This is a genomic window from Acinetobacter sp. UC24323, assembly GCF_024151445.1.
GTDB lineage: Bacteria > Pseudomonadota > Gammaproteobacteria > Pseudomonadales > Moraxellaceae > Acinetobacter > Acinetobacter baumannii.
On the sequence record NZ_JAHIBY010000014.1, the window covers coordinates 1 to 19,808 of the forward strand.

Genomic DNA, 19,808 nt, shown 5'->3' on the forward strand with positions numbered 1-19,808 from the left:
ACCATCTCATCATCAAATTCATCACTTAAAGCAACCAATCTAATCACAAGTAACTGTTTTTCAACAAGTTTCTATCTGCATCACCGCCGATGGATGTGCATTATAGACCATTAATAACCCTTTGCAAGCGAAAATTAAAATTTAATGACTCGAGCGTTTATTTTTAAATCAATACTAATATTAATCCTTTGTTTTATATTGATAATTATTTTAATTTTTTATTTTTGACTTAAATAAGCCAGTATCATGCTCGATAATTCTCGCTTAAGTTGTTGTTCTGAGATAAGAAAATTGTTTTGGCTTACATAACGCATCATCGTAAAAAGCGTACTATTAATAATTACAAAGGACTTATGCTTCACCTGTTCGAAGTCCCATTGATGAGGATTTCTACTGAATGTATATAGCCCTACTTCAAAAAAATGCTTTTCTAAAATCTGAGCAGCTTGCGAATGACTATAGTCATGCCAGTGTTTCAGCACTTCTATAAAAAATCCATGATCGGCTTTTAATGCATTAAATCCCAACTCTATTGCTAAGGGAATGAGCAGCTCTAAAGGAATATTTCCTTGTCGCACAACTAATTCTTTAAGTTGTTGCCCCAGCAATTCGCTTTTACGGCGCAATAGTTCTTCTATGATTTGATCTTTATTCTCAAAGTATTGGTAAATCGACCCAACACTTACTCCAGATTTCTCTGCAATTTTAGGCGTCGTCGTATGTAGTAATCCATACTGGGCGATACACTGCTGTGTCGCCTCTAAAATATGGTCAACAATAATTTTTGAACGCTGTTGCTGTGGGACTTTTCTCATCGTTTTTTATTCGTTAAATGCGAATTGAATGCGAATAATTATTCATATTAGCCTATTTATTATTCAGTTCAATAAGTAAGTAACGATATGCAAATGATTAGCCCGACTCGACTTGCTTCTTTTAATGACATGCAAGACAGTAATTTCTTTACTCAGTTTTTAAATATCTGTTGTGAAAAACCAGTACAACCAAGCTATACGGAATATGTGTCTTTACAACATGCCCTTTATGAAGGGGATATTGAAATGGACAAGGTGATTGATTGGGTTATGCAAAATCCCAAAGATCACCGAATAATTTTTGAGAAGATATTATTTCAAGGCCGTGATGAACTCTCTGAGCTTATACCTACTGAGTTAGAAAATTTCTTTAATTACATCGAACAAAAGCCTGAATGGTTAGATCAGCGCCAAATCGATGAGGCTGTTAAATTTACCCATCGTTTAGGAATAAATAATGGTTTTATTCTTAGAGATTTATCCTTAATGGCGGGATATTTATATCCGGGATTTAATCAACCCCTAATTTTAACGGGTGCATTAAAGAAAGAAGCGGGAACACGTTTAGCAGAAACCACAAAATGGTGGGTAGATATTACTGAACCCCAAGGGCTTTCTCGTTTGAGTGCAGGTTTTACGTCAACGATTTATGTTCGCTTTATTCATGCACTCGTTCGCCGGCAATTAAAAAAGTCTGACCGTTGGGATAGTGAGGTTTGGGGAATTCCTCTTAATCAATTTGATTTAGCAATGACTAATTTGGCTTTTAGCAGTGTCGTTTTACTCGGTATTAGAGCTTTAGGTATATGGCCAACAAAACAAGAGGCAAAGAGTTTTTTACATTTCTGGCGTTATGTTGGTTGGTTAATGGGTATTGATGAAAAATGGCTTATTCAGTCTGAACCTGAGGGTTGGAGGTTACTTTACTGGATGCAGTTTGCTCATCCTCGCTCCGATCACAGCAGTATTGAATTAGGATTGAGCTTGTCGAAAGAACCTTTTGAGAGAAAATATCTGCATTTACGCTCTTTACAGCAGAAACTTGCTTATCGACAACATTTAGAACTTACCCAATTTTTTATTGGTAAGAAAAGAATGAAACTACTCGGATTGCCTCAGCAATCTGCCTCATGGTTTGCTTATTATTTAATTGTGCGTAATTTACTACTTTATAATGGCGCAAAGCTTTCACCAAAAGTTGAAAAGTTTTTATCTAAATCAGGCCGTAATATACAAAAACTTGGCTTAACGCTTTATCAGAATCAAGGTAAGGCAAAAACCTTAGCAAGTATGCATCAATAATTCTGGAATCTAAAAAAGTAAAAAATGGAAGCCCGTTATCCAGACTTCCATTTTCAACTATTAAGAACCTTATTGAGCTGATGAACTATGCATTTCAGCGTGATTCATTTGCTCATGTGACTCCATCATCTGCTTCTTTTTTTGACTTGGCATGTAGTCAGGCTCATTGTTGATGGCCAAGTAAAAAATAATCATAAACAATACACTCAAGATAGAAGCCACAATAAGTAACTTCCATCCCCACCAAGACTGTTCAGGCGATAATTTATTAGTCATTTCATTTCTCTCATTAAATTAATAATTTCAGTTCTTTAATTCGCTAAAGCTTATTAAAACTTCATACTCATACGAACCCAGTAATTTCTTCCGATATTGTTAAACTGCTCTTCGCTCGCAAATCCAAAGCCTGCACTACCCGCTTTATTTAAGTGTTCGGTATAGGTCTTATCTAATACATTATCAATGCCAACAGAGACATCAATATCTTTACGAAGGTTATAACTTCCGTTTAAAGAAAGTGTTGAAAAACCTTTACTTGGTTTTAGGTCATATCCCACGATATTACCTTGATGTAGACTCACACGGTTTTGCTCAGCAACAGCTCGCCATAACAGACCTAAGTTATATTTGTCAGCCACATAGCGAATATTTAAACGACCTTCTAAAGGTGAAATTTGAGGTAGAGGTTTGTCATCTGTGGTGTTTTTGCCCCACGCATACATCGCACTCAAATCTGCCTGAATACGGTCAGTGAATTGGTACCCAATACCCGCTTCTGCACCAGCGATGGTTGCATCGACATTTTTGGCTCCCGCAGTAATATCATGGCTCATATCATGTCCATCCATTCCCATACTTGGGTGATGGTGGTAACTCATTAATATGTAGTCATCTACTAAACCTGCATAGGCAGAAGCCCATGTGTTTAAAGCACCATGTTGTTGCTGAAAACCCAGGTCCAACTGTAGTGTTTTCTCAGGATTCACACCGTTAAAAGTATTGGTTGAACCCGCATTACCATGTTTAGGCGAGAAAAGTTCCCAATAATCAGGCATACGCTCTACATAACCTAAACCAATATAACTTTTTATGTCATGCTCAGGATGTTGATTTTCCCAGCGAACAAATGCGCTTGGCAAAGTCTTTTCAAGCTTCGTGTTAAAGCCTTTTGCTTGAGAATCAGCACGTTCATCTTCAACTGTGACTCGATCTAAACGTGCACCTGTAACCAGCTTATTTTGATCGTTCCATTGATAACCAAGTTCACCAAAAGCGCCGTATGATTGAAAACGCATATCTTGACGATATGGAACATTCATAGAAGGCATTGTTGGCGATGACATGCTGCCACCATGTTTATTAAATTGAGAGTCAACGCCTGTGATCAAACTCCATTTGTTCCATTCAGAAGTCATTGCCAAACGTGAGTTTAATGTACGGCGTGTCACTTGCATGGCCATTGCATTTGGCATCAGCATGGTCATACCACCATGATTCATTTCAACTAATGGTGGTGTACGCAAGCTAAAGTTATCCATAATATGGTCGTTATAGCTATAGTTCACCTGCCCTTCAATTTTCTTGATCACATCAGTGATATTTTTCTTTTCAAAACGAAGCCCTAAACTTTCACGCGCAAATTGAGATCCGTCCATTGAACGTCCAGCATAAAGCGATTCACCATCAGATTTCCCACCCGTGATTTCGACCCACGTGTTTTCATCTGGAGTAAAGCCAAGCGCTACATCAGCATTCCACTTTTTCCATGCTGATGGAACTGTATTGCCATCACCATCTTGATAACTATTCGACTCTGAACGGTTAGCATTTAAACGGATATATTTTTTCTCATCGCCAACGGCCGCTTCAATATTATGGTCAATACGCCCATATGAACCTAGCAAGACACTCGCTTGACCGCGATAGGGTTTTTCAGAGGTAAGCTTTTCTGGCTGACGTTCAAATAGAACTGTTGCAGCTGAACCAGTATTGGCATATTGAACCGTTTGTGGTCCCTTAATCACAGAAATCCGGTCATAACTTTCTGGTGAAATATAAGAAGTTGGAGCATCCATTCGGTTTGGGCAGGCACCCAAGTTCTCTGTGCCATCCGTTAGAATTTTAATACGTGAACCAAACATACCTCGGAATATCACATCACCATTTGTTCCACCGCTTTGAATTGAATTAAAACCCATAATACTTTGCAGATAGTCTGCGCCATCTGTGGCAGGGACTGGCTGAATAGGTTGCTTTGGATCTGCGTGTACGATCAGACCATTTGCATCATTGCCTTGCTGTGCTGTAACAACAATAGGTGCTAATGAGTGAAGTGTGTTATCGGCATCATTTTTTTCTGATTCGGCAAACACTAGACCCGAATGAGAGACAGCAAGCATCGCAACCCATAAAGGTTGTAGTAAAAATTTAGAATGTGGCATTTTTTATACGCTCTAAAACATAAATAAAGTGATATCGAAGTCAGTTAAGACCCCAACAAAAATTGCTTTTATTTATGCAAATAGAGGCGGCGCACGTCCTTGCGGGAGTAGGAAAAGTCGCTGTAGCGCAAAGTAAACATGCCGGAAAGCTTGTTGATACGCGACTAAGCGAACTTGTATACGAACAAGCACCTCTTTTACGCCAAATTCAGGTGGTAAAACCAAATTGGCATAAACGGTACAATATTGACACTGATGGTTTGCATCATGGTGATCATGATGGTCAGGTACTTGCGCCTGTTCGATATGATGCTGGTGATGTGAATGGTGCATGGCATGTGACATGGCTTCCGTCTGTGCTTTTGGTTTAAGCAAAGCACGGGTAATAGTTTCACAGACCGGAGCAATTTGATATTGCTTCGGTAATAGCGGCTGTAGAAATACCGCAATCTGTAAAAATACTGCTGCACAGGCAAGCAGCAAACCACTACGAAAAACCAAAAATCACATCCACACTATATTGGTGTTTGAAAAATATTAACGTTTTACCGCAACTTTTTCACGTTCGCGTTGGCGAACAATTTTTTCGACTTTTTCACGCGCACGCTGACGCTTAAGTGGTGACAAATAATCCACAAACAATTTGCCATTTAAGTGATCCATTTCATGTTGGATACAAACAGCGAGAAGTCCGTCAGCTTCTATCTCAAATGCTTGACCTTCAAGGTTAATTGCCTCAATTTTCACGCGTGACGGGCGATCAACTTTGTCGTATATTTGTGGCACTGATAGACAGCCTTCTTCGTACGGCTGCGTCTCTTCAGTCAGCGGAGTTACTTTGGGGTTAATGAAAACCATAGGTTCATCTTTAGATTCAGACAAATCCATGACGATAAGCTGAATATGACGATCGACCTGAGAAGCTGCTAAACCGATACCTGGTGCCGCATACATGGTTTCAAACATATCTGCTGCAAGTTGACGAATTTCATCAGTAACTTCTTCAACGGGCTTAGCAATGGTACGAAGACGGGGATCAGGAAAACTTAAAATAGGTAATAAGGCCATACTGTCGTCCTCACTTATGCCATTGATTGAAAAACCAAATGAAGGAAATACTTCATCGAAAAATTGTGTGTAAGCCGCCCATTATAACGCAACTGCACACATAATTTTTAGGAATTATCATAATGAAAAAGGTTTTTAACGGCATGGTTAATTTTCATGCCTTGGGGATAAAGAAGCATTTACTTGCTTTGGCGCTCTGTACAGGTGTCGCAATCGGTACGATAGCAGAGGTTCATGCAACCAGTCCGAACCATAATCCACCCTCCCTTAAAAGTAATGCACCCAATGTATATGTTGTAAAACGTGGGGATACTTTATGGGATATTTCAGGACATTTTCTAAATAAACCATGGCGTTGGCCTGAAATCTGGGCGAGCAACCAACATGTTAAAAATCCGCACTGGATCTATCCGGGTGACCGATTACTATTATGTAGCCTAGATGGGCGTCCTTTAGTCGGTAAAGATGAGGGCGATGGTTGTGTCGGTATTATTCGCCGCTATACAGGTCAAACCACAAACCTACAACCACAAGTTCGCGTCGAAGCATTAAATAATAGCGTTCCGGTTATTCCACTTGAACATATTAAACAGTGGTTAGAGAACAGTACTATTTTACCAGCCGACTCAATTACCAACACACCTTATATTGTTGGTACAGCCGATCAACGTGTACTTGCAGGAAAAGGCCAGACTATTTATGCACGAGGACAAGGCTTAATTAATGGGCAGCGTTATGCAGTCTACCGAGAAGGTGAACCTTACTATTTCACAGACAATAAAGGTAAAAAGCATAGTTTAGGGATTGAGTTACTACAAGTTGCTTCAGGTGTTGCGGTATCTTCTGAAAAAGATATTACTACATTAGAACTAACAGATAGTTATAACGCTGAAGTACGTCGTGGCGATCGTGTTATGCCTGAAGAGCAAGCTACTTTGCCAACATTATTTTACCCAGTAGATGCGAAGCAAGTGACGGATGGTGGCAAGATTATTCGTGTCATGGGCTCAATTGGTAGAGCTGCAAAAAATAGTGTAGTGACTTTGGATCGCGGTACAACTCAGGGCATTCAAGTAGGTCAAGTTTTTGATATTACTCAACAAGGTGAATCAATTCGCGACCCTAAAACCAAAGAAGTAATTCAACTTCCTGGCCAACAAATTGGTAGTCTAATGGTTTTTAGAACTTTTGATCAGCTAAGTTATGCTTATGTTTTAGAGAGCGATTTACCAATTAAGGTTGGTTCAAGCATTCAGCCACCTCAATTTAATGATTAATGCTGGATGTACCTTTTACAATGCTCACTCAACTTTCTTCACACCACTACCACACACTTAAAGTGTGGTATTTGGTGCAGCACTCTTTAGTCAGCTTTAAAAAAATTATTGATTATTTTGGAAATTGTGAAAAAGCCACTCAACCTGATGGTTTAGCAAAGTGGTCCTCTCTAGGGCTACATGCTAATCACTTAAAACGTGTAAGCGAGTTTCAAACGCCCCAAGGTCAGACGCAGTTTGAACAACTTGTACAACAAGTTGTTCAACATACGGATTTTATTTTAACGCCGGATGACTCTGGCTATCCCACTCAATTACTTCCTTATACAGATTATCCACCTATTATTTTTGGGAAAGGTCAAGCGCAAGCTTTATTGCAACCTCAAATTGCAATTGTCGGTAGCCGAAAACCAAGCCCACATGGACGACAGGTCGCTTATGATTTTGCCTATTACTTAAGTGAAAAGGGCTTTTTCATTAGTAGTGGTCTGGCTTATGGCATTGATGAAGCCGCTCATCAAGGTGCATCTGCTCATCAACGTACCATTGCAGTGACGGGTACGGGCTTAGACACTACTTATCCAGCTCAAAATAAAAAACTTGCAGAATATATTTTGGCTCAAAACGGCGCCATTATTACTGAGTTTTTACCGGGTACACCGCCATTACAACAGCATTTTCCACGTAGAAACCGAATTGTCAGCGGTTTGAGTTTAGGCGTTTTGGTGGTAGAAGCGACATTAAAAAGTGGCTCACTCATCACGGCCAATAAAGCTGCTGAACAAGGTAAAACCGTATTCGCGATTCCGGGCCATATTTATAGCGAGTTTCATCAAGGATGCCATCAACTTATCCGTGAAGGTGCAATTTTAATCGATCATCCTGAACAGATTATTGAAGATCTTGCTTTACCCACTCAATGGCAAAGTCAGCAACAGAATCAAACTGAAGAAGCTAATACGAATACTCCAGAAATTCCTGAGCATTTGATTGACCTTTATCAGTCTTTAGACTGGGTGGGACAAAATATTGACCAGCTTGTAGTTCACCATAATATTCCAGTTTCTGAACTAACCTCTTCACTAATGGAACTAGAACTACTCGGTTTATGTATGCAACAATCAGGGCTGTATTTACGTTGTCGTTCTTAGTATTAGAGCGCACAATAGCGATTCTGTTTGATTGAAAGGAAAGTATTACCATGATTACGACCTCAGTGACCGAAGCAGCCGAATGTTTACAACAAGGTCAAGTTTTGGCATATCCAACTGAGGCAGTCTGGGGACTAGGCTGTGATCCATTTAATGAACAAGCTTTTCAAAAAATTCTTGAATTGAAACAGCGCCCTATTGAAAAGGGCGTCATTTTATTGGCTGGCCATATTAGTCAAGTAGAACATCTACTAACTTCCTTACCGCAAACTACTCAGCAAGAAATTATTGATTGCTGGACGAACCATCAACCCTCAGAAAGAGCCACAACTTGGCTATTACCTGCTGATCAACACATTCCCTCATGGATTAAAGGCGAGCATCCTCTTGTTGCGGTACGTGTAACGACACATCCTTTATGTGTCGCTTTATGCAATGCTTTTCATGGTTTTATTGTATCGACGAGTGCCAACCCTAGTGGACAAGAACCTGCACATTCTTTACAAGATGCCTGCCAATACTTTGGTTCACAATTAAACTATCTCAATGGTGATTTAGGCCAAAGCCAACAGCCAAGTCGCATCATTAACGCATTAACTGGTGAAGTGATACGCCCTTAATTCCAGACAAAAAAAAGCTCAGTTATATAGGGATAACTGAGCATAAAAAAGGATGGGTATATACCACATCCAGAGGGTTTGGATATCTCTGGAACGAAAGAAAAATTGCTTAAAAGAGCATCTTTCGTAGTGGTCGCTATTATGTGGCAAGAGACTTAATGTGAGAAATATATTATTTCTCTAAAAAAAGCATGAAAAGTGTAGGGAATTTGGCGTTTTTAGCAGTTGAATTAAAATTATATTAATATTTTTATTGGCCTTTTTTAATATTTATGTTACACAATCTTTTTATAAATATATTTATAAATCATATAGAAAAGCTTAGATTGATAAAAAACTGGCATATTTTCATCACTTTTTTTAAAAATATGCCATAGTTTTTTTATGATTCTTAATTTTGCTCTGGCAAAAGGTCTGATTTTTTAGAATTAACTTTCTTTTGTGCCATGATAATGCCCACCAGAATCATAATTCCGCCGAAGGTGTGATATATGGTCCATTGTTCAGATAACCAGATACTTGCAATAATGGCTGTGAACACTGGCACAAGATTCATAAAGATACTGGTTCTATTTGGCCCAAGTTGTTGTACGGCTAACATCCAAACTAACGGCGCAATTAAAGAAGCAAATACACCTGCATAAATTGCACTTGGCGCATTTTGTGAATTTAAAGCATCCAGACCAAACCAGAAAATTAAAGGAAGATGGAACAGCACGGAAAACCCAATCTGAACGTATAAGCTTGTCATAATTGGAAGTGGGAGCTGCCATTTCTTTAAGAAAACTCCATAAAATGCATAGAAGAATACGGCAATAATCATCAATGCATCGCCAAGGTGCCCGCCACCACTTAAAAGCTTATTAATATTTCCTTGGGACATAACGTATAGCAGACCAGCAAAAGACAAAATACTGCCAAAAACTGCAAAGCGATTAGGCACATCTTTTAAAATGGCAAGCGAAACAAAGATCGTAAAGATGGGAATAAATGCATTCACAATCCCCATATTGGTTGCACTAGTATAATGGGCAGCCGTATAAGCCAAGCCTTGATAAAGCACCATCCCAAATGCACTTAACACAGCAAGCTTAGGTAAATAGGGTATTACTAGTCGTCTTTGTCTCCAAACAGACAAAAACATAAATGGAGTCAAAATAATAAAAGCGATTAACCACCGATAAAAGCTGATACTTACCGGAGAAATATAGTCCGAGACATAGCGGGTGACTACAATATTTAAAGACCAAATCAGTACTGCCAGAATGGGAAAAATAAATGCCCATTTGTGATATTTCATGACCTGACTCATAGTAATACACCAACTACAAAAGAGACTTTATTTTGAAGAATGTCTTAATAAATTGAAATATCGTATTTCCGACATTGATATTGAACTTAAGACATCATTTATTTTTTAAAATAATGTCCAAGCTTTCATGGCATGTTCTACCACTTTATGTAATTGTTCGGTACTTGCACCATCTCTAGCCTGAATGGTAAGCCCCTGAATAACAGTCGCATAAAAATCCGTCATTTCTTGAAGAGGGGCATTAGTAGGCAAATCGCCCTGCTCTACACCTTGTTCGAGACGTTTTAATAATTTTTCTTTGGTCTTTATTCGCTTATCTAAAAGATTTTGCTGTACCTCTTGTGTGGCATCAGAACAGTTCATAGCAGCAACTACCAACATACAGCCTGCTGGCTTATTGGGTTGAACCAATCGTTTTACATTGTCATAAAGATATAACTCAAAAGCGATTTTTGCAGTTTTTGCTTCTAAAAATATCGTTTCAATAGGACATGCTTCATGAGCGAGATAGTAGTCAATACTTTTGTAAAACAAACCTGCCTTATCGCCAAAAGCACTGTATAGGCTCGGCGCTGTAATTTCTAAAGCATGTGTTAAGTCACTAATAGAGGTGGCTTCATAGCCATGTTCCCAAAAAAGTAACATAGCTTTCTCTAACACTTGCTGCTCATCAAAGCATTTAGGGCGTCCACGCTTCTTTTTTAACGTGTCATCATTAACAAGATCTGTTTCATGCCTATTTGTCATAAAGATCACATCTATTTTTATAACAATCGTTATTAAATTAATTGACGTTCAATTTTTTATCAACTATTTTATTTTCATAATGATCGTTAGTTAATTATAAATTTGCCTTTCTTCACTTCGAATTTAGCAAAGTAAGGATTTCTTTATGGACCAATCTACTACCTCTAAAGCACGACCCATGACTTCCACACAAGGGAGCTGGTTTGCTATTTTGGCTGTTGCCATCGCAGCCTTTGCCTTGGTAACGAGTGAATTTTTACCTGTTGGTGTCTTAAATAGCGTTGCAGCCGATTTACACATTTCTGTAGGTACAGCAGGTCTTATTATTACAGTACCCGGCATTATGGCAGCGATTGCAGCCCCTCTATTACCCGTTTCAGTAAAGCAACTCGACCGTCGTTATGTGCTTATTTTACTGACTGCTATTATGGTGATTGCCAATACCATTACGGCTTTTGCAGAAAACTTTCATGTTTTATTATTGAGCCGTTTGATTTTAGGGATTTCAATTGGTGGCTTCTGGGCAACAGCAATTGCCTTAAGCGGTAAGCTCGCACCTGCAAATTTACCTATCGCCAAAGCAACTGCTGTAGTAATGGCTGGTGTAACTTTCGCCACTGTACTAGGTGTACCGATTGGAACATGGTTAAGTGAGTTTTATGGGTGGCGCAGTGCCTTTGGAATTACAGCTGCTATCGGTCTTGTTGTATTAGTGCTTCAGCTTATTTTCTTACCAAAACTTTTACCAGAGTCAGCAATACATATTCGCGATTTACCTGCATTATTACGCACACCTAAAGCACGTAGCGGCATGCTTATTGTTTTATTAATTGGGCTTGCTCACTTCTGTGCATATAGTTATTTAGCCCCTTTCTTTAAAAATGTAGCCGGGTTTAATGGCACAACTATTAGCTCATTATTATTGCTTTATGGAATAGCCGGTATTTTTGGAAATGCATTTGCAGGGTACAGTGGTAATTTAAATGTTCGGTATACCTTAGCTTTCGTTGGAACATGTTTTGCCATTGTATTCTTTGGCTTCCCAATCTTTGCTATCCATGAGTTTGGTGCCATTGTCCTTACTGCATTATGGGGCTTCGCATTTGGCGCCTTCCCTACCTCTGCCAATATTTGGATGTTTGTACATGCACCTCATGCTGTAGAAAAAGGTATGCCGCTTTTTGTTGGTATGTTCCAAGTCATGATTGCTACAGGTTCATTATTAGGTGGTTATGTAGTTGATCATTTCAATGAAAATACTTTAATTTATGGGGTATTAAGCTTCGTTGCCTTAGCTTTAATTAGTACATTTACCTTAGCCAAAGGTTTAAACAATCCCAAAGCAACATGTGAAAATTAGAATATTACTTAGAGTAGACCCATGAAAAATGAGGACCAACAATTTTCTTTATTAGAGAGTATAGAAGTTCATGAATTTCTATATGAAAAAGAAGATATTGTTCGTCCTCATGCTTCACTATGGGGAGATTTTAATTTTAGTTTAAATGGTATTTTAGAAATACAGGTAGAAGAGCAAATATACTTGTCTCCTCCAAGCTATGGGCTTTGGATTCCCCCTCAAACGGTTCATCAATCTACCCATATCGATCATGAAATTCATTATATCTGCATTCGTTTACACCCTCGGCTTTGCTCTATTTTAGGAGATATCTGCCGATGCTTTAGTATTCAGCCCTTCTTTCGGACCTTAGTTTTACAAATATTGGAACAGCAAAGACAAACGGAAAAGCCTGAATATTTAGAACATCTTTTACAGGTTTTATTCGATCAATTACAACAAGCACCCGCCTATTCTCATTATTTACCACAAACACGGCATCCTGTTTTACTGCCAATTTTAGAAAAGCTTTCAGACCCATTACTTTTTAATCTCTCTTTACAGCAGTTACTTCAGAACTTTTCTGTCAGTGATCGTCATCTATTACGCTTAAGCCAACAAGAACTACAACTTTCACTATCCGAATGGCGCAATCGAGCCAAAATTGTTTACGCCATTCATCAGATCCGTCAAGGAACACCGATTAAACGCCTAGCATACGATTTAGGATATCAACACAGCTCAAGTTTTATCGAATTTTTTAAAAGATATACAGGCCAAACACCTGTTCAAATCAGAAATAATTAGATAGTAAAACTGCTTTTGTATATCTTTTTATTTTTTGAACACGAATATTATTGCACTACTCAAGAATAGCAGTTAAAACAAATGCATTACTTGATATCAATTACAATCTCCAGGAAAGACTCATGACTCAATCTGTATATCATATTCCAGTAAAAGCTATTTCAGGCGAAACGGTTGACCTTGACCAATATAAAGGGAAAGTTTTATTAATCGTAAACACAGCGTCTAAATGTGGTTTAACTCCACAATACGAAGGTTTAGAAAAGCTGTATCAAGCAAAGAAAGATCAAGGTCTTGAAATCTTAGGCTTCCCTGCAAACAACTTTAAAGAACAAGAGCCTGGTTCGGATGAAGAAATTCAACAGTTCTGCTCATTAAACTACGATGTCCATTTCCCACTTTTCTCTAAAATCTCTGTAGCTGGCGAAGATAAACATCCACTTTATCAAGCGCTAACAACAGCTCAACCAGAACGTATTGGAGAAGGTCCTTTCCGTGAGCGCTTAGAAGGTTTAGGTATTCCTACTAACCCTGCCCCTGAAGTGTTATGGAACTTCGAGAAATTCCTAGTAAATAAAAACGGTGAAGTTGTTGCGCGTTTTGCACCTAACTTAACAGCAGACGATGAACAAATTGTAAAAGCAGTTGAAGCGGAATTAGCTAAATAATTTTTACATCAAACTAATAAAAGGAGTGCTATAGCACTCCTTTTTTATTGTCTACTCAAAATGTTGTTCATTTGCAACAATACCTTATTTCTACATATTTTATGCATATAGTACCTACTTGCTTCAGTTGGTATTGTTTGTAGTTATGAAAAAAGTTTTACAAGGTGCATTTTTCCCATTTGTGATTTTTGCTTCAGGTATGTTGTTACTTGGATGTGATCAGGCACAAGACCACGCAAAGGAACAAGAATCCGTTCAGACTAACGATCAAATATCAGTACAAGCTGATGGCTCTCAACAAGAAATCACAGCTACACAAAATAAAACTGAATTAAAAAATGGTAATGTTTTTTATATCGTTCGTGATGCCGCTAACTTACAGTTAAAGGCTGGCGACTATATCGAAAAGCTCAAGGACACTCAACTTGACGTTGAACAAGCTATTCAAGATAAAGATCAGCATGAGCTAAAAACAACTGTGACGACCTTGAAAGCACAGTTAGAAGGTTTAAACCAAGCTTTGCTTGGTTTAGATATTAGAAGTCAGGAAGTTGAAAATATTCGTCAAAGCCTATTACAGGCAAACCAGCAAGCTTTAAGCATGCCTTTATTAAATGGGAAATTAGAGCAAATTAATTTCGACCAAATTGAAAAGCAACTTAATACCATCCAAATGGATATGGTCAAGCTCGCTGCTATGATTATGGCAGGAGATGAAAAATCAGATTCAAAAACTGATTCTTAATTTTCTTTTTAGCAATAAAAAAAGCCACCGAAAGGTGGCTTTTTCAATCTCGAACCGCGTCTTATTGAGCGCGGTTTTTGATTTTACGGATAGTTTCAAGCTGTGCAGCGGTTTCTGCCAAGGCAGCCAACGCAGCAGCTGAGTCCAAATCACTCTTTTGGTTTGCAAGCAATTGTTCAGCATTTTTACGTGCTTCTAAAATTGCAGCTTCATCCAAATTGTCAGCACGGATTGCAGTATCTGCAAGAACCGTCACAACATGAGGTTGAACTTCTAAAACACCGCCAGATACATAGACGATTTCTTCTGTACCATTTTCCAACAGAACACGAATCGGGCCCGGTTGAAGCAAGGTTACAAGTGGAGCATGCCCTGGCAAAATACCAAGTTCACCACCTGCACCTTTCGCGATTAACATCGTCACTGCGCCAGAGTAAATTGACTCTTTAACACTTACGACATCACATTGCATAGTCGCCATGAGATGATCTCCTTAAATTAGAGTTTCTCAGCTTTAGCAATCACTTCGTCAATACCACCAACCATATAGAACGCTTGTTCTGGGATGTGATCGTATTCACCAGCTAATAGACCTTTAAAGCCACGAATCGTTTCTTTAAGTGGTACTAATTTACCAGGAGCACCAGTAAATACTTCAGCTACGTGGAATGGTTGAGAGAAGAAACGTTGGATTTTACGCGCACGGTAAACAACCAATTTATCTTCTTCTGCCAACTCATCCATACCCAAGATTGCGATGATGTCTTTAAGCTCTTTATAGCGTTGCAATACGTTTTGTACTGCGCGCGCAATTTCATAGTGCTCTTGACCAACAACTAATGGGTCTAACTGACGTGAAGTTGAGTCAAGTGGATCGATCGCTGGATAGATACCAGAAGATGCGATGTCACGGCTCAATACTACTGTTGCGTCTAAGTGAGCAAATGTAGTTGCAGGCGATGGGTCTGTTAAGTCATCGGCAGGTACATATACTGCTTGGATCGAAGTGATCGAACCAGATTTAGTAGATGTAATACGCTCTTGAAGAACACCCATTTCTTCTGCAAGTGTAGGTTGGTAACCTACCGCAGATGGCATACGACCTAACAATGCTGATACTTCAGTACCTGCAAGTGTATAACGGTAGATGTTGTCGACGAATAATAATACGTCACGACCTTTACCGTTTTCGTCTTTTTCATCACGGAAGTATTCAGCCATAGTCAAACCAGTTAACGCTACGCGTAAACGGTTACCTGGTGGCTCGTTCATCTGACCGTAGACCATTGCTACTTTGTCAAGAACGTTAGAATCTTTCATTTCGTGATAGAAGTCGTTACCTTCACGAGTACGCTCACCAACACCAGCAAACACAGATAAACCTGAGTGTGCTTTCGCGATGTTGTTGATCAATTCCATCATGTTAACGGTTTTACCAACACCAGCACCACCGAATAAACCAACTTTACCACCTTTCGCAAACGGGCAAAGTAAGTCAATTACTTTAATACCAGTTTCTAAAAGGTCAGTAGAAGCTGCTTGTTCAGCATAAGAAGGCGCTTGACGGTGAATCGGCAAACGTTCTTCAGTCGCAACAGGACCTGCTTCATCGATAGGACGACCTAAAACGTCCATGATACGGCCAAGAGTGGCTGTACCAACTGGAACAGAGATCGGTGCGTTTGTGCTAGTTACAGTAAGACCACGTTTAAGACCTTCTGTAGAACCCATTGCGATGGTACGAACAACACCATCACCAAGTTGTTGCTGAACTTCTAAAGTAGTTTCAGTACCGTCAACTTGGAGAGCGTCATAGATCTTTGGAACGCTTGTGCGCTCAAACTCGACGTCGATAACCGCGCCGATGATCTGAATGATACGACCGCTACTCATTGCTGTCTCCTCAATTCAAACTTAATAATGTTAAACGGCAGCGGCACCACCAACGATCTCAGAGATTTCCTGAGTAATCGCGGCTTGACGCAGCTTGTTATAGATGAGTTGTAAGTCTTTGATAAGCTGACCTGCGTTATCTGTCGCTGCTTTCATTGCGACCATACGTGCAGATTGCTCACATGCGACGTTTTCAATCACACCTTGATAAACCATAGACTCGATATAGCGAACTAATAAACCATTTAGCAATTCTTCTGCTTCTGGTTCATAGATGTAATCCCAACCATAAGTACGGTTGAGGTCATCGCCTTCTTCTGCTGGTGCTAAAGGAACAAGTTGCTCAACTTTAGGCTTTTGTGTCATTGCATTGACGAAACCATTTGAAACGAGATAGATACGATCTAATTCGCCTTTATCAAATGCATCAAGCATAACTTGCACTGAGCCAGTTAACTGTTCCAAACTAGGGGCATCACCAATTTGAGTGGTTGCACCCAGCACTTTACCGCCGTAATTCTTAAAAAACGAAACCGCTTTTTGACCAATCAAAGCAAATTGAACTTCAATTGACTGCTCTTGTTGTGCTTTGACATGCTGCACAACTTTCTTGAACAAGTTAATGTTCAAACCACCTGCCAAACCGCGATCTGAAGATACAATGATGTAACCAACACGCTTAACTGGGCGGTCCACCATATAACGGTGTTTGTATTCAGGGTTTGCTTGTACCAAGTGAGCAATTACACGGCGCATATTATCGGCATACGGACGGCCCTGAGCCATGCGCTCTTGCGCACGACGCATTTTTGAAGCAGCTACCATTTGCATCGCGCGAGTAATCTTTTGCGTGCTCTTGATACTAGCTACTTTGGCGCGAATTTCTTTTAAATTTGCCATACGCTTAACCTAGTATTCGAAAGCCCTTTCGAGCTTCCGAAGGTTGATCCGTGAACCAAACTTAACTAAAACTGAACTTAGTAAGTTTGAGTCGCTTTAAAGCTTTCAATACCAGCTTTGATTGCTGCTTCGATGTCTTTGTTGTAGTCACCAGTTTCATCGATTTGTTTCATCAACGAAGCATATTCTGAACGGAAGTAAGCAATTAACGCAGCATCAAAGTCTACGATTTTCTTAACTTCTACGTCAGCCATATAGCCTTCGTTAGATGCATAAACAGAAACAGCTTGGTCAGCAATTGAGTAAGGAGCATATTGTTTTTGCTTCATTAACTCAGTTACACGTTGACCATGTTCAAGTTGTTTACGAGTTGCTTCATCAAGGTCAGAAGCAAACTGAGCAAACGCAGCCAATTCACGGTATTGCGCTAAAGCGGTACGGATACCACCAGACAATTTTTTGATGATCTTAGTTTGAGCAGAACCACCAACACGAGATACAGAGATACCCGCGTTCACAGCAGGACGGATACCTGCGTTGAATAATGATGTTTCTAAGAAGATCTGACCGTCAGTAATCGAAATTACGTTTGTTGGTACGAATGCAGATACGTCACCTGCTTGAGTTTCAATAATTGGCAATGCAGTTAAAGAACCAGTTTTACCAGTTACTGCGCCATTAGTGAATTTCTCAACGTATTCAGCAGATACACGTGAAGCACGTTCAAGAAGACGTGAGTGAAGATAGAATACGTCACCTGGATACGCTTCACGACCTGGTGGACGACGTAAAAGCAATGAAATTTGACGGTAAGCAACAGCTTGCTTAGACAAATCATCATAAATGATAAGAGCGTCTTCACCGCGGTCACGGAAGTATTCACCCATTGTACAGCCAGAGTACGGAGCTAAATACTGCATTGCAGCAGGATCAGCAGCCGCAGCAGCGACAACAGTTGTATACGCCATAGCGCCAGTTTCTTCTAGCTTACGTACAACGTTTGCAATTGTTGATTGTTTTTGACCAATCGCAACGTATACACATTTAATGCCAGAGTTTTTCTGAGCGATAATCGCATCGATCGCCATTGCTGTTTTACCAGTTTGACGGTCACCAATAATCAACTCACGCTGACCACGACCCACAGGAATCATGGTATCAACTGATTTATAACCAGTTTGAACAGGTTGGTCTACAGATTGACGCCAAATTACACCTGGTGCTACTTTTTCAACAGCATCAGTTAATTTTGCATCAATTGGGCCTTTACCATCAATTGGGTTACCCAAAGCATCTACGACACGGCCAAGAAGTTCAGGACCAACTGGAACTTCTAAAACACGACCTGTACAACGAGCTTTTTGACCTTCTTGAAGGCTTAGGTAGTTACCTAAAACAACGGCACCCACTGAATCCTGTTCTAGGTTCAGTGCCATACCAAATAAGCCGCCGTCGAATTCGATCATTTCACCGTACATTGCATCAGCAAGACCGTGAATACGCACGATACCGTCGGATACCATAACAATGGTACCTTCGTTTTTAGCGGTCGCGCTGGTGTCCAGATCTCCGATACGCTGTTTAATGAGCGCACTGATCTCGGATGGATTCAGTTGTTGCATTGCGCTATTCCTCAATCTTTTATTAGTTCAGTCTTCATCATTTGCATTATGCAAGAAGACGAGTACGCATTTTTTCAAGCTTGTTAAGCGCAGAATCATCTATCACTTGATCGCCTGCACGAATTACAACACCTGCAATAAGCTCAGGTTTAACTTCAACTGAAACAGTTACTGTGCTGTTAAAACGCTTTTCTAAAGCAGATTTCAACAGTTGCTCTTGTTCAGCAGTTAACGGGAAAGCCGATTCAATCACGACATCCACATTGTTGTTATTCTGTGATTTAAGCTGTTCATATTCTGCTGCAATTTCAGGTAACAACACTAATCGATCATTATCTGCAAGAAGTGTCAAAAAGTTAGACACTGCTTGAGACTGATCTTCACCTAAAACTTTAGCAAAAAGCTTCACTTGCTCCGCAGGAGTAAGTTCAGGGCGATTTAAATAAGCGGAAAATGCTTCGTCTTGCACCGCAGCACTGAGCACTTGTAACGCATTCGACCAATTGTCTGTTGCACCTTGCTCAGAAGCATAAGCAAATGCTGCTTTGGCATACGGACGTGCCAACGTCAAGAGTTCAGCCATAATTCGCCTCGCTTAAAGTTTAGCAGCCAGCTGAGACAGCATGGCGTTATGAGCTTCTGCATCAACTTGTTGGTTCAGGATCTTTTCTGCACCAGTTACTGCCAAGGCAGCTACTTGTTGACGTAATTCTTCGCGAGCAGAATTGATTTCTTGATCAACAGCTTCTTTAGCCTGTTGACGAATACGCTCACCTTCAGCCGCAGCTTGAGTACGAGCTTCTTCGATCAATTGCGCTGCACGACGGTTCGCTTGTTCGATCAATTGAGCCGCTTGTGCTTTAGCCGCATCAAGCTCTTGCTTTACTTGCGCTTGTGCATCGGCAAGGTCAGCTTTCGCTTTTTCTGCTGCATTTAAGCCATCAGCGATTTTGCGCTGACGCTCACTAATCGCATTGATTAGTGGTGGCCAAACAAACTTCATGCAGAATGCGACAAAAAACGCAAACGCAATCGCTTGACCAATCAATGTGAGGTTGATATTCATTGCAATTCCTCAAATAGTGGATTTAGGAATTAAGC

Annotated in this window: 20 protein-coding genes and 1 pseudogene; 8 read left to right on the plus strand and 13 right to left on the minus strand. The window is 39.9% G+C overall.

Translation table 11 applies throughout. From position 1 onward, the window contains the following. Positions 1 to 244: 244 nt before the first annotated feature. A pseudogene (locus KNQ97_RS16500) lies at positions 245 to 815 on the minus strand (TetR/AcrR family transcriptional regulator). An 87-nt stretch (positions 816 to 902) separates the two neighbouring features. Between KNQ97_RS16500 and KNQ97_RS16505 the strand changes: the two are divergent. Next, positions 903 to 2,117: an oxygenase MpaB family protein gene (locus KNQ97_RS16505; protein WP_031988364.1), complete on the plus strand. Its 1,215-nt coding sequence runs from the start codon at positions 903 to 905 to the stop codon at positions 2,115 to 2,117. 69 nt (positions 2,118 to 2,186) lie between these two features. Here KNQ97_RS16505 and KNQ97_RS16510 read toward each other — a convergent pair whose 3' ends face one another. The 4 genes from KNQ97_RS16510 to def form a co-directional block, all read right to left on the minus strand. Next, positions 2,187 to 2,393 carry a hypothetical protein gene (locus KNQ97_RS16510; RefSeq protein ID WP_000182542.1) on the minus strand — a complete coding sequence of 69 codons (207 nt, stop codon included), beginning with the start codon at positions 2,391 to 2,393 and terminating at the stop codon, positions 2,187 to 2,189. A gap of 53 nt (positions 2,394 to 2,446) precedes the next feature. Then, on the minus strand, positions 2,447 to 4,558 hold the full coding sequence (locus KNQ97_RS16515) for a TonB-dependent copper receptor (protein ID WP_253612479.1): 2,112 nt from the start codon (positions 4,556 to 4,558) through the stop codon (positions 2,447 to 2,449). A 72-nt stretch (positions 4,559 to 4,630) separates the two neighbouring features. Beyond that, positions 4,631 to 5,059 (minus strand): DUF2946 family protein, encoded by a 429-nt coding sequence (locus tag KNQ97_RS16520; protein ID WP_000231981.1) that lies wholly within the window; start codon positions 5,057 to 5,059, stop codon positions 4,631 to 4,633. A gap of 36 nt (positions 5,060 to 5,095) precedes the next feature. Further along, positions 5,096 to 5,626: a peptide deformylase gene (def, locus tag KNQ97_RS16525; protein ID WP_001196539.1), complete on the minus strand. Its 531-nt coding sequence runs from the start codon at positions 5,624 to 5,626 to the stop codon at positions 5,096 to 5,098. Between the two features lie 122 nt (positions 5,627 to 5,748). Here def and KNQ97_RS16530 point away from each other — a divergent pair, with 122 nt between their 5' ends. Genes KNQ97_RS16530 through KNQ97_RS16540 form a run of 3 tightly spaced genes read left to right on the plus strand, consistent with a single transcriptional unit; the run spans position 5,749 to position 8,674 of the window. Further along, positions 5,749 to 6,903 (plus strand): LysM peptidoglycan-binding domain-containing protein, encoded by a 1,155-nt coding sequence (locus KNQ97_RS16530; protein ID WP_000755281.1) that lies wholly within the window; start codon positions 5,749 to 5,751, stop codon positions 6,901 to 6,903. A gap of 20 nt (positions 6,904 to 6,923) precedes the next feature. Next, positions 6,924 to 8,054: a DNA-processing protein DprA gene (gene dprA / locus KNQ97_RS16535; protein WP_253612480.1), complete on the plus strand. Its 1,131-nt coding sequence runs from the start codon at positions 6,924 to 6,926 to the stop codon at positions 8,052 to 8,054. A gap of 50 nt (positions 8,055 to 8,104) precedes the next feature. After that, entirely contained in the window at positions 8,105 to 8,674 is a 570-nt protein-coding gene (locus KNQ97_RS16540; protein ID WP_000633612.1) for an L-threonylcarbamoyladenylate synthase, read from the plus strand. Positions 8,675 to 9,065: 391 nt separating this feature from the next. Here KNQ97_RS16540 and KNQ97_RS16545 read toward each other — a convergent pair whose 3' ends face one another. Then, positions 9,066 to 9,986 carry a DMT family transporter gene (locus KNQ97_RS16545; RefSeq protein ID WP_001994180.1) on the minus strand — a complete coding sequence of 307 codons (921 nt, stop codon included), beginning with the start codon at positions 9,984 to 9,986 and terminating at the stop codon, positions 9,066 to 9,068. Between the two features lie 105 nt (positions 9,987 to 10,091). Further along, positions 10,092 to 10,742, minus strand: a complete 651-nt coding sequence (locus KNQ97_RS16550; RefSeq protein WP_110958241.1) for a TetR/AcrR family transcriptional regulator — start codon at positions 10,740 to 10,742, stop codon at positions 10,092 to 10,094. 136 nt (positions 10,743 to 10,878) lie between these two features. Between KNQ97_RS16550 and KNQ97_RS16555 the strand changes: the two genes are divergently transcribed. From KNQ97_RS16555 to KNQ97_RS16570, 4 genes are all read left to right on the plus strand, one after another. Beyond that, a complete protein-coding gene (locus KNQ97_RS16555; protein ID WP_000372838.1) occupies positions 10,879 to 12,093 on the plus strand; it encodes an MFS transporter in 1,215 nt (404 codons plus the stop codon). A gap of 21 nt (positions 12,094 to 12,114) precedes the next feature. Continuing rightward, on the plus strand, positions 12,115 to 12,879 hold the full coding sequence (locus KNQ97_RS16560; protein WP_000786959.1) for an AraC family transcriptional regulator: 765 nt from the start codon (positions 12,115 to 12,117) through the stop codon (positions 12,877 to 12,879). A 122-nt stretch (positions 12,880 to 13,001) separates the two neighbouring features. Next, positions 13,002 to 13,547, plus strand: coding sequence for a glutathione peroxidase (locus KNQ97_RS16565; protein ID WP_000194676.1), 546 nt, complete (start codon positions 13,002 to 13,004; stop codon positions 13,545 to 13,547). 145 nt (positions 13,548 to 13,692) lie between these two features. Further along, on the plus strand, positions 13,693 to 14,292 hold the full coding sequence (locus KNQ97_RS16570; RefSeq protein ID WP_031380347.1) for a hypothetical protein: 600 nt from the start codon (positions 13,693 to 13,695) through the stop codon (positions 14,290 to 14,292). A 61-nt stretch (positions 14,293 to 14,353) separates the two neighbouring features. Here KNQ97_RS16570 and KNQ97_RS16575 read toward each other — a convergent pair whose 3' ends face one another. The 6 genes from KNQ97_RS16575 to KNQ97_RS16600 form a co-directional block, all read right to left on the minus strand. Next, positions 14,354 to 14,773 carry a F0F1 ATP synthase subunit epsilon gene (locus KNQ97_RS16575; protein ID WP_000224542.1) on the minus strand — a complete coding sequence of 140 codons (420 nt, stop codon included), beginning with the start codon at positions 14,771 to 14,773 and terminating at the stop codon, positions 14,354 to 14,356. Between the two features lie 17 nt (positions 14,774 to 14,790). Continuing rightward, positions 14,791 to 16,185 carry a F0F1 ATP synthase subunit beta gene (gene atpD / locus KNQ97_RS16580; RefSeq protein ID WP_000094481.1) on the minus strand — a complete coding sequence of 465 codons (1,395 nt, stop codon included), beginning with the start codon at positions 16,183 to 16,185 and terminating at the stop codon, positions 14,791 to 14,793. 30 nt (positions 16,186 to 16,215) lie between these two features. Beyond that, positions 16,216 to 17,085 carry a F0F1 ATP synthase subunit gamma gene (gene atpG, locus KNQ97_RS16585; RefSeq protein WP_001284971.1) on the minus strand — a complete coding sequence of 290 codons (870 nt, stop codon included), beginning with the start codon at positions 17,083 to 17,085 and terminating at the stop codon, positions 16,216 to 16,218. A gap of 77 nt (positions 17,086 to 17,162) precedes the next feature. Beyond that, the gene (gene atpA, locus KNQ97_RS16590; protein ID WP_253612481.1) at positions 17,163 to 18,707 is read right to left on the minus strand and encodes a F0F1 ATP synthase subunit alpha; all 1,545 of its coding nucleotides are present in this window, start codon (positions 18,705 to 18,707) and stop codon (positions 17,163 to 17,165) included. A gap of 46 nt (positions 18,708 to 18,753) precedes the next feature. Then, entirely contained in the window at positions 18,754 to 19,290 is a 537-nt protein-coding gene (locus tag KNQ97_RS16595) for a F0F1 ATP synthase subunit delta (RefSeq protein ID WP_000818995.1), read from the minus strand. Positions 19,291 to 19,302: 12 nt separating this feature from the next. Continuing rightward, positions 19,303 to 19,773: a F0F1 ATP synthase subunit B gene (locus tag KNQ97_RS16600; protein ID WP_001024691.1), complete on the minus strand. Its 471-nt coding sequence runs from the start codon at positions 19,771 to 19,773 to the stop codon at positions 19,303 to 19,305. Between the last annotated feature and the right edge of the window lie 35 nt (positions 19,774 to 19,808).

Bases quoted from the DNA above. Each gene is read 5' to 3' on its own strand.
- KNQ97_RS16505 (WP_031988364.1), top strand. From the start codon at position 903: ATGCAAATGATTAGCCCGACTCGACTTGCTTCTTTTAATGACATGCAA.
- KNQ97_RS16510 (WP_000182542.1), bottom strand. From the start codon at position 2,393: ATGACTAATAAATTATCGCCTGAACAGTCTTGGTGGGGATGGAAGTTA.
- KNQ97_RS16515 (WP_253612479.1), bottom strand. From the start codon at position 4,558: ATGCCACATTCTAAATTTTTACTACAACCTTTATGGGTTGCGATGCTT.
- def (WP_001196539.1), bottom strand. From the start codon at position 5,626: ATGGCCTTATTACCTATTTTAAGTTTTCCTGATCCCCGTCTTCGTACC.
- KNQ97_RS16530 (WP_000755281.1), top strand. From the start codon at position 5,749: ATGAAAAAGGTTTTTAACGGCATGGTTAATTTTCATGCCTTGGGGATA.
- dprA (WP_253612480.1), top strand. From the start codon at position 6,924: ATGCTCACTCAACTTTCTTCACACCACTACCACACACTTAAAGTGTGG.
- KNQ97_RS16540 (WP_000633612.1), top strand. From the start codon at position 8,105: ATGATTACGACCTCAGTGACCGAAGCAGCCGAATGTTTACAACAAGGT.
- KNQ97_RS16545 (WP_001994180.1), bottom strand. From the start codon at position 9,986: ATGAGTCAGGTCATGAAATATCACAAATGGGCATTTATTTTTCCCATT.
- KNQ97_RS16555 (WP_000372838.1), top strand. From the start codon at position 10,879: ATGGACCAATCTACTACCTCTAAAGCACGACCCATGACTTCCACACAA.
- KNQ97_RS16560 (WP_000786959.1), top strand. From the start codon at position 12,115: ATGAAAAATGAGGACCAACAATTTTCTTTATTAGAGAGTATAGAAGTT.
- KNQ97_RS16565 (WP_000194676.1), top strand. From the start codon at position 13,002: ATGACTCAATCTGTATATCATATTCCAGTAAAAGCTATTTCAGGCGAA.
- KNQ97_RS16570 (WP_031380347.1), top strand. From the start codon at position 13,693: ATGAAAAAAGTTTTACAAGGTGCATTTTTCCCATTTGTGATTTTTGCT.
- KNQ97_RS16575 (WP_000224542.1), bottom strand. From the start codon at position 14,773: ATGGCGACTATGCAATGTGATGTCGTAAGTGTTAAAGAGTCAATTTAC.
- atpD (WP_000094481.1), bottom strand. From the start codon at position 16,185: ATGAGTAGCGGTCGTATCATTCAGATCATCGGCGCGGTTATCGACGTC.
- atpG (WP_001284971.1), bottom strand. From the start codon at position 17,085: ATGGCAAATTTAAAAGAAATTCGCGCCAAAGTAGCTAGTATCAAGAGC.
- atpA (WP_253612481.1), bottom strand. From the start codon at position 18,707: ATGCAACAACTGAATCCATCCGAGATCAGTGCGCTCATTAAACAGCGT.
- KNQ97_RS16595 (WP_000818995.1), bottom strand. From the start codon at position 19,290: ATGGCTGAACTCTTGACGTTGGCACGTCCGTATGCCAAAGCAGCATTT.
- KNQ97_RS16600 (WP_001024691.1), bottom strand. From the start codon at position 19,773: ATGAATATCAACCTCACATTGATTGGTCAAGCGATTGCGTTTGCGTTT.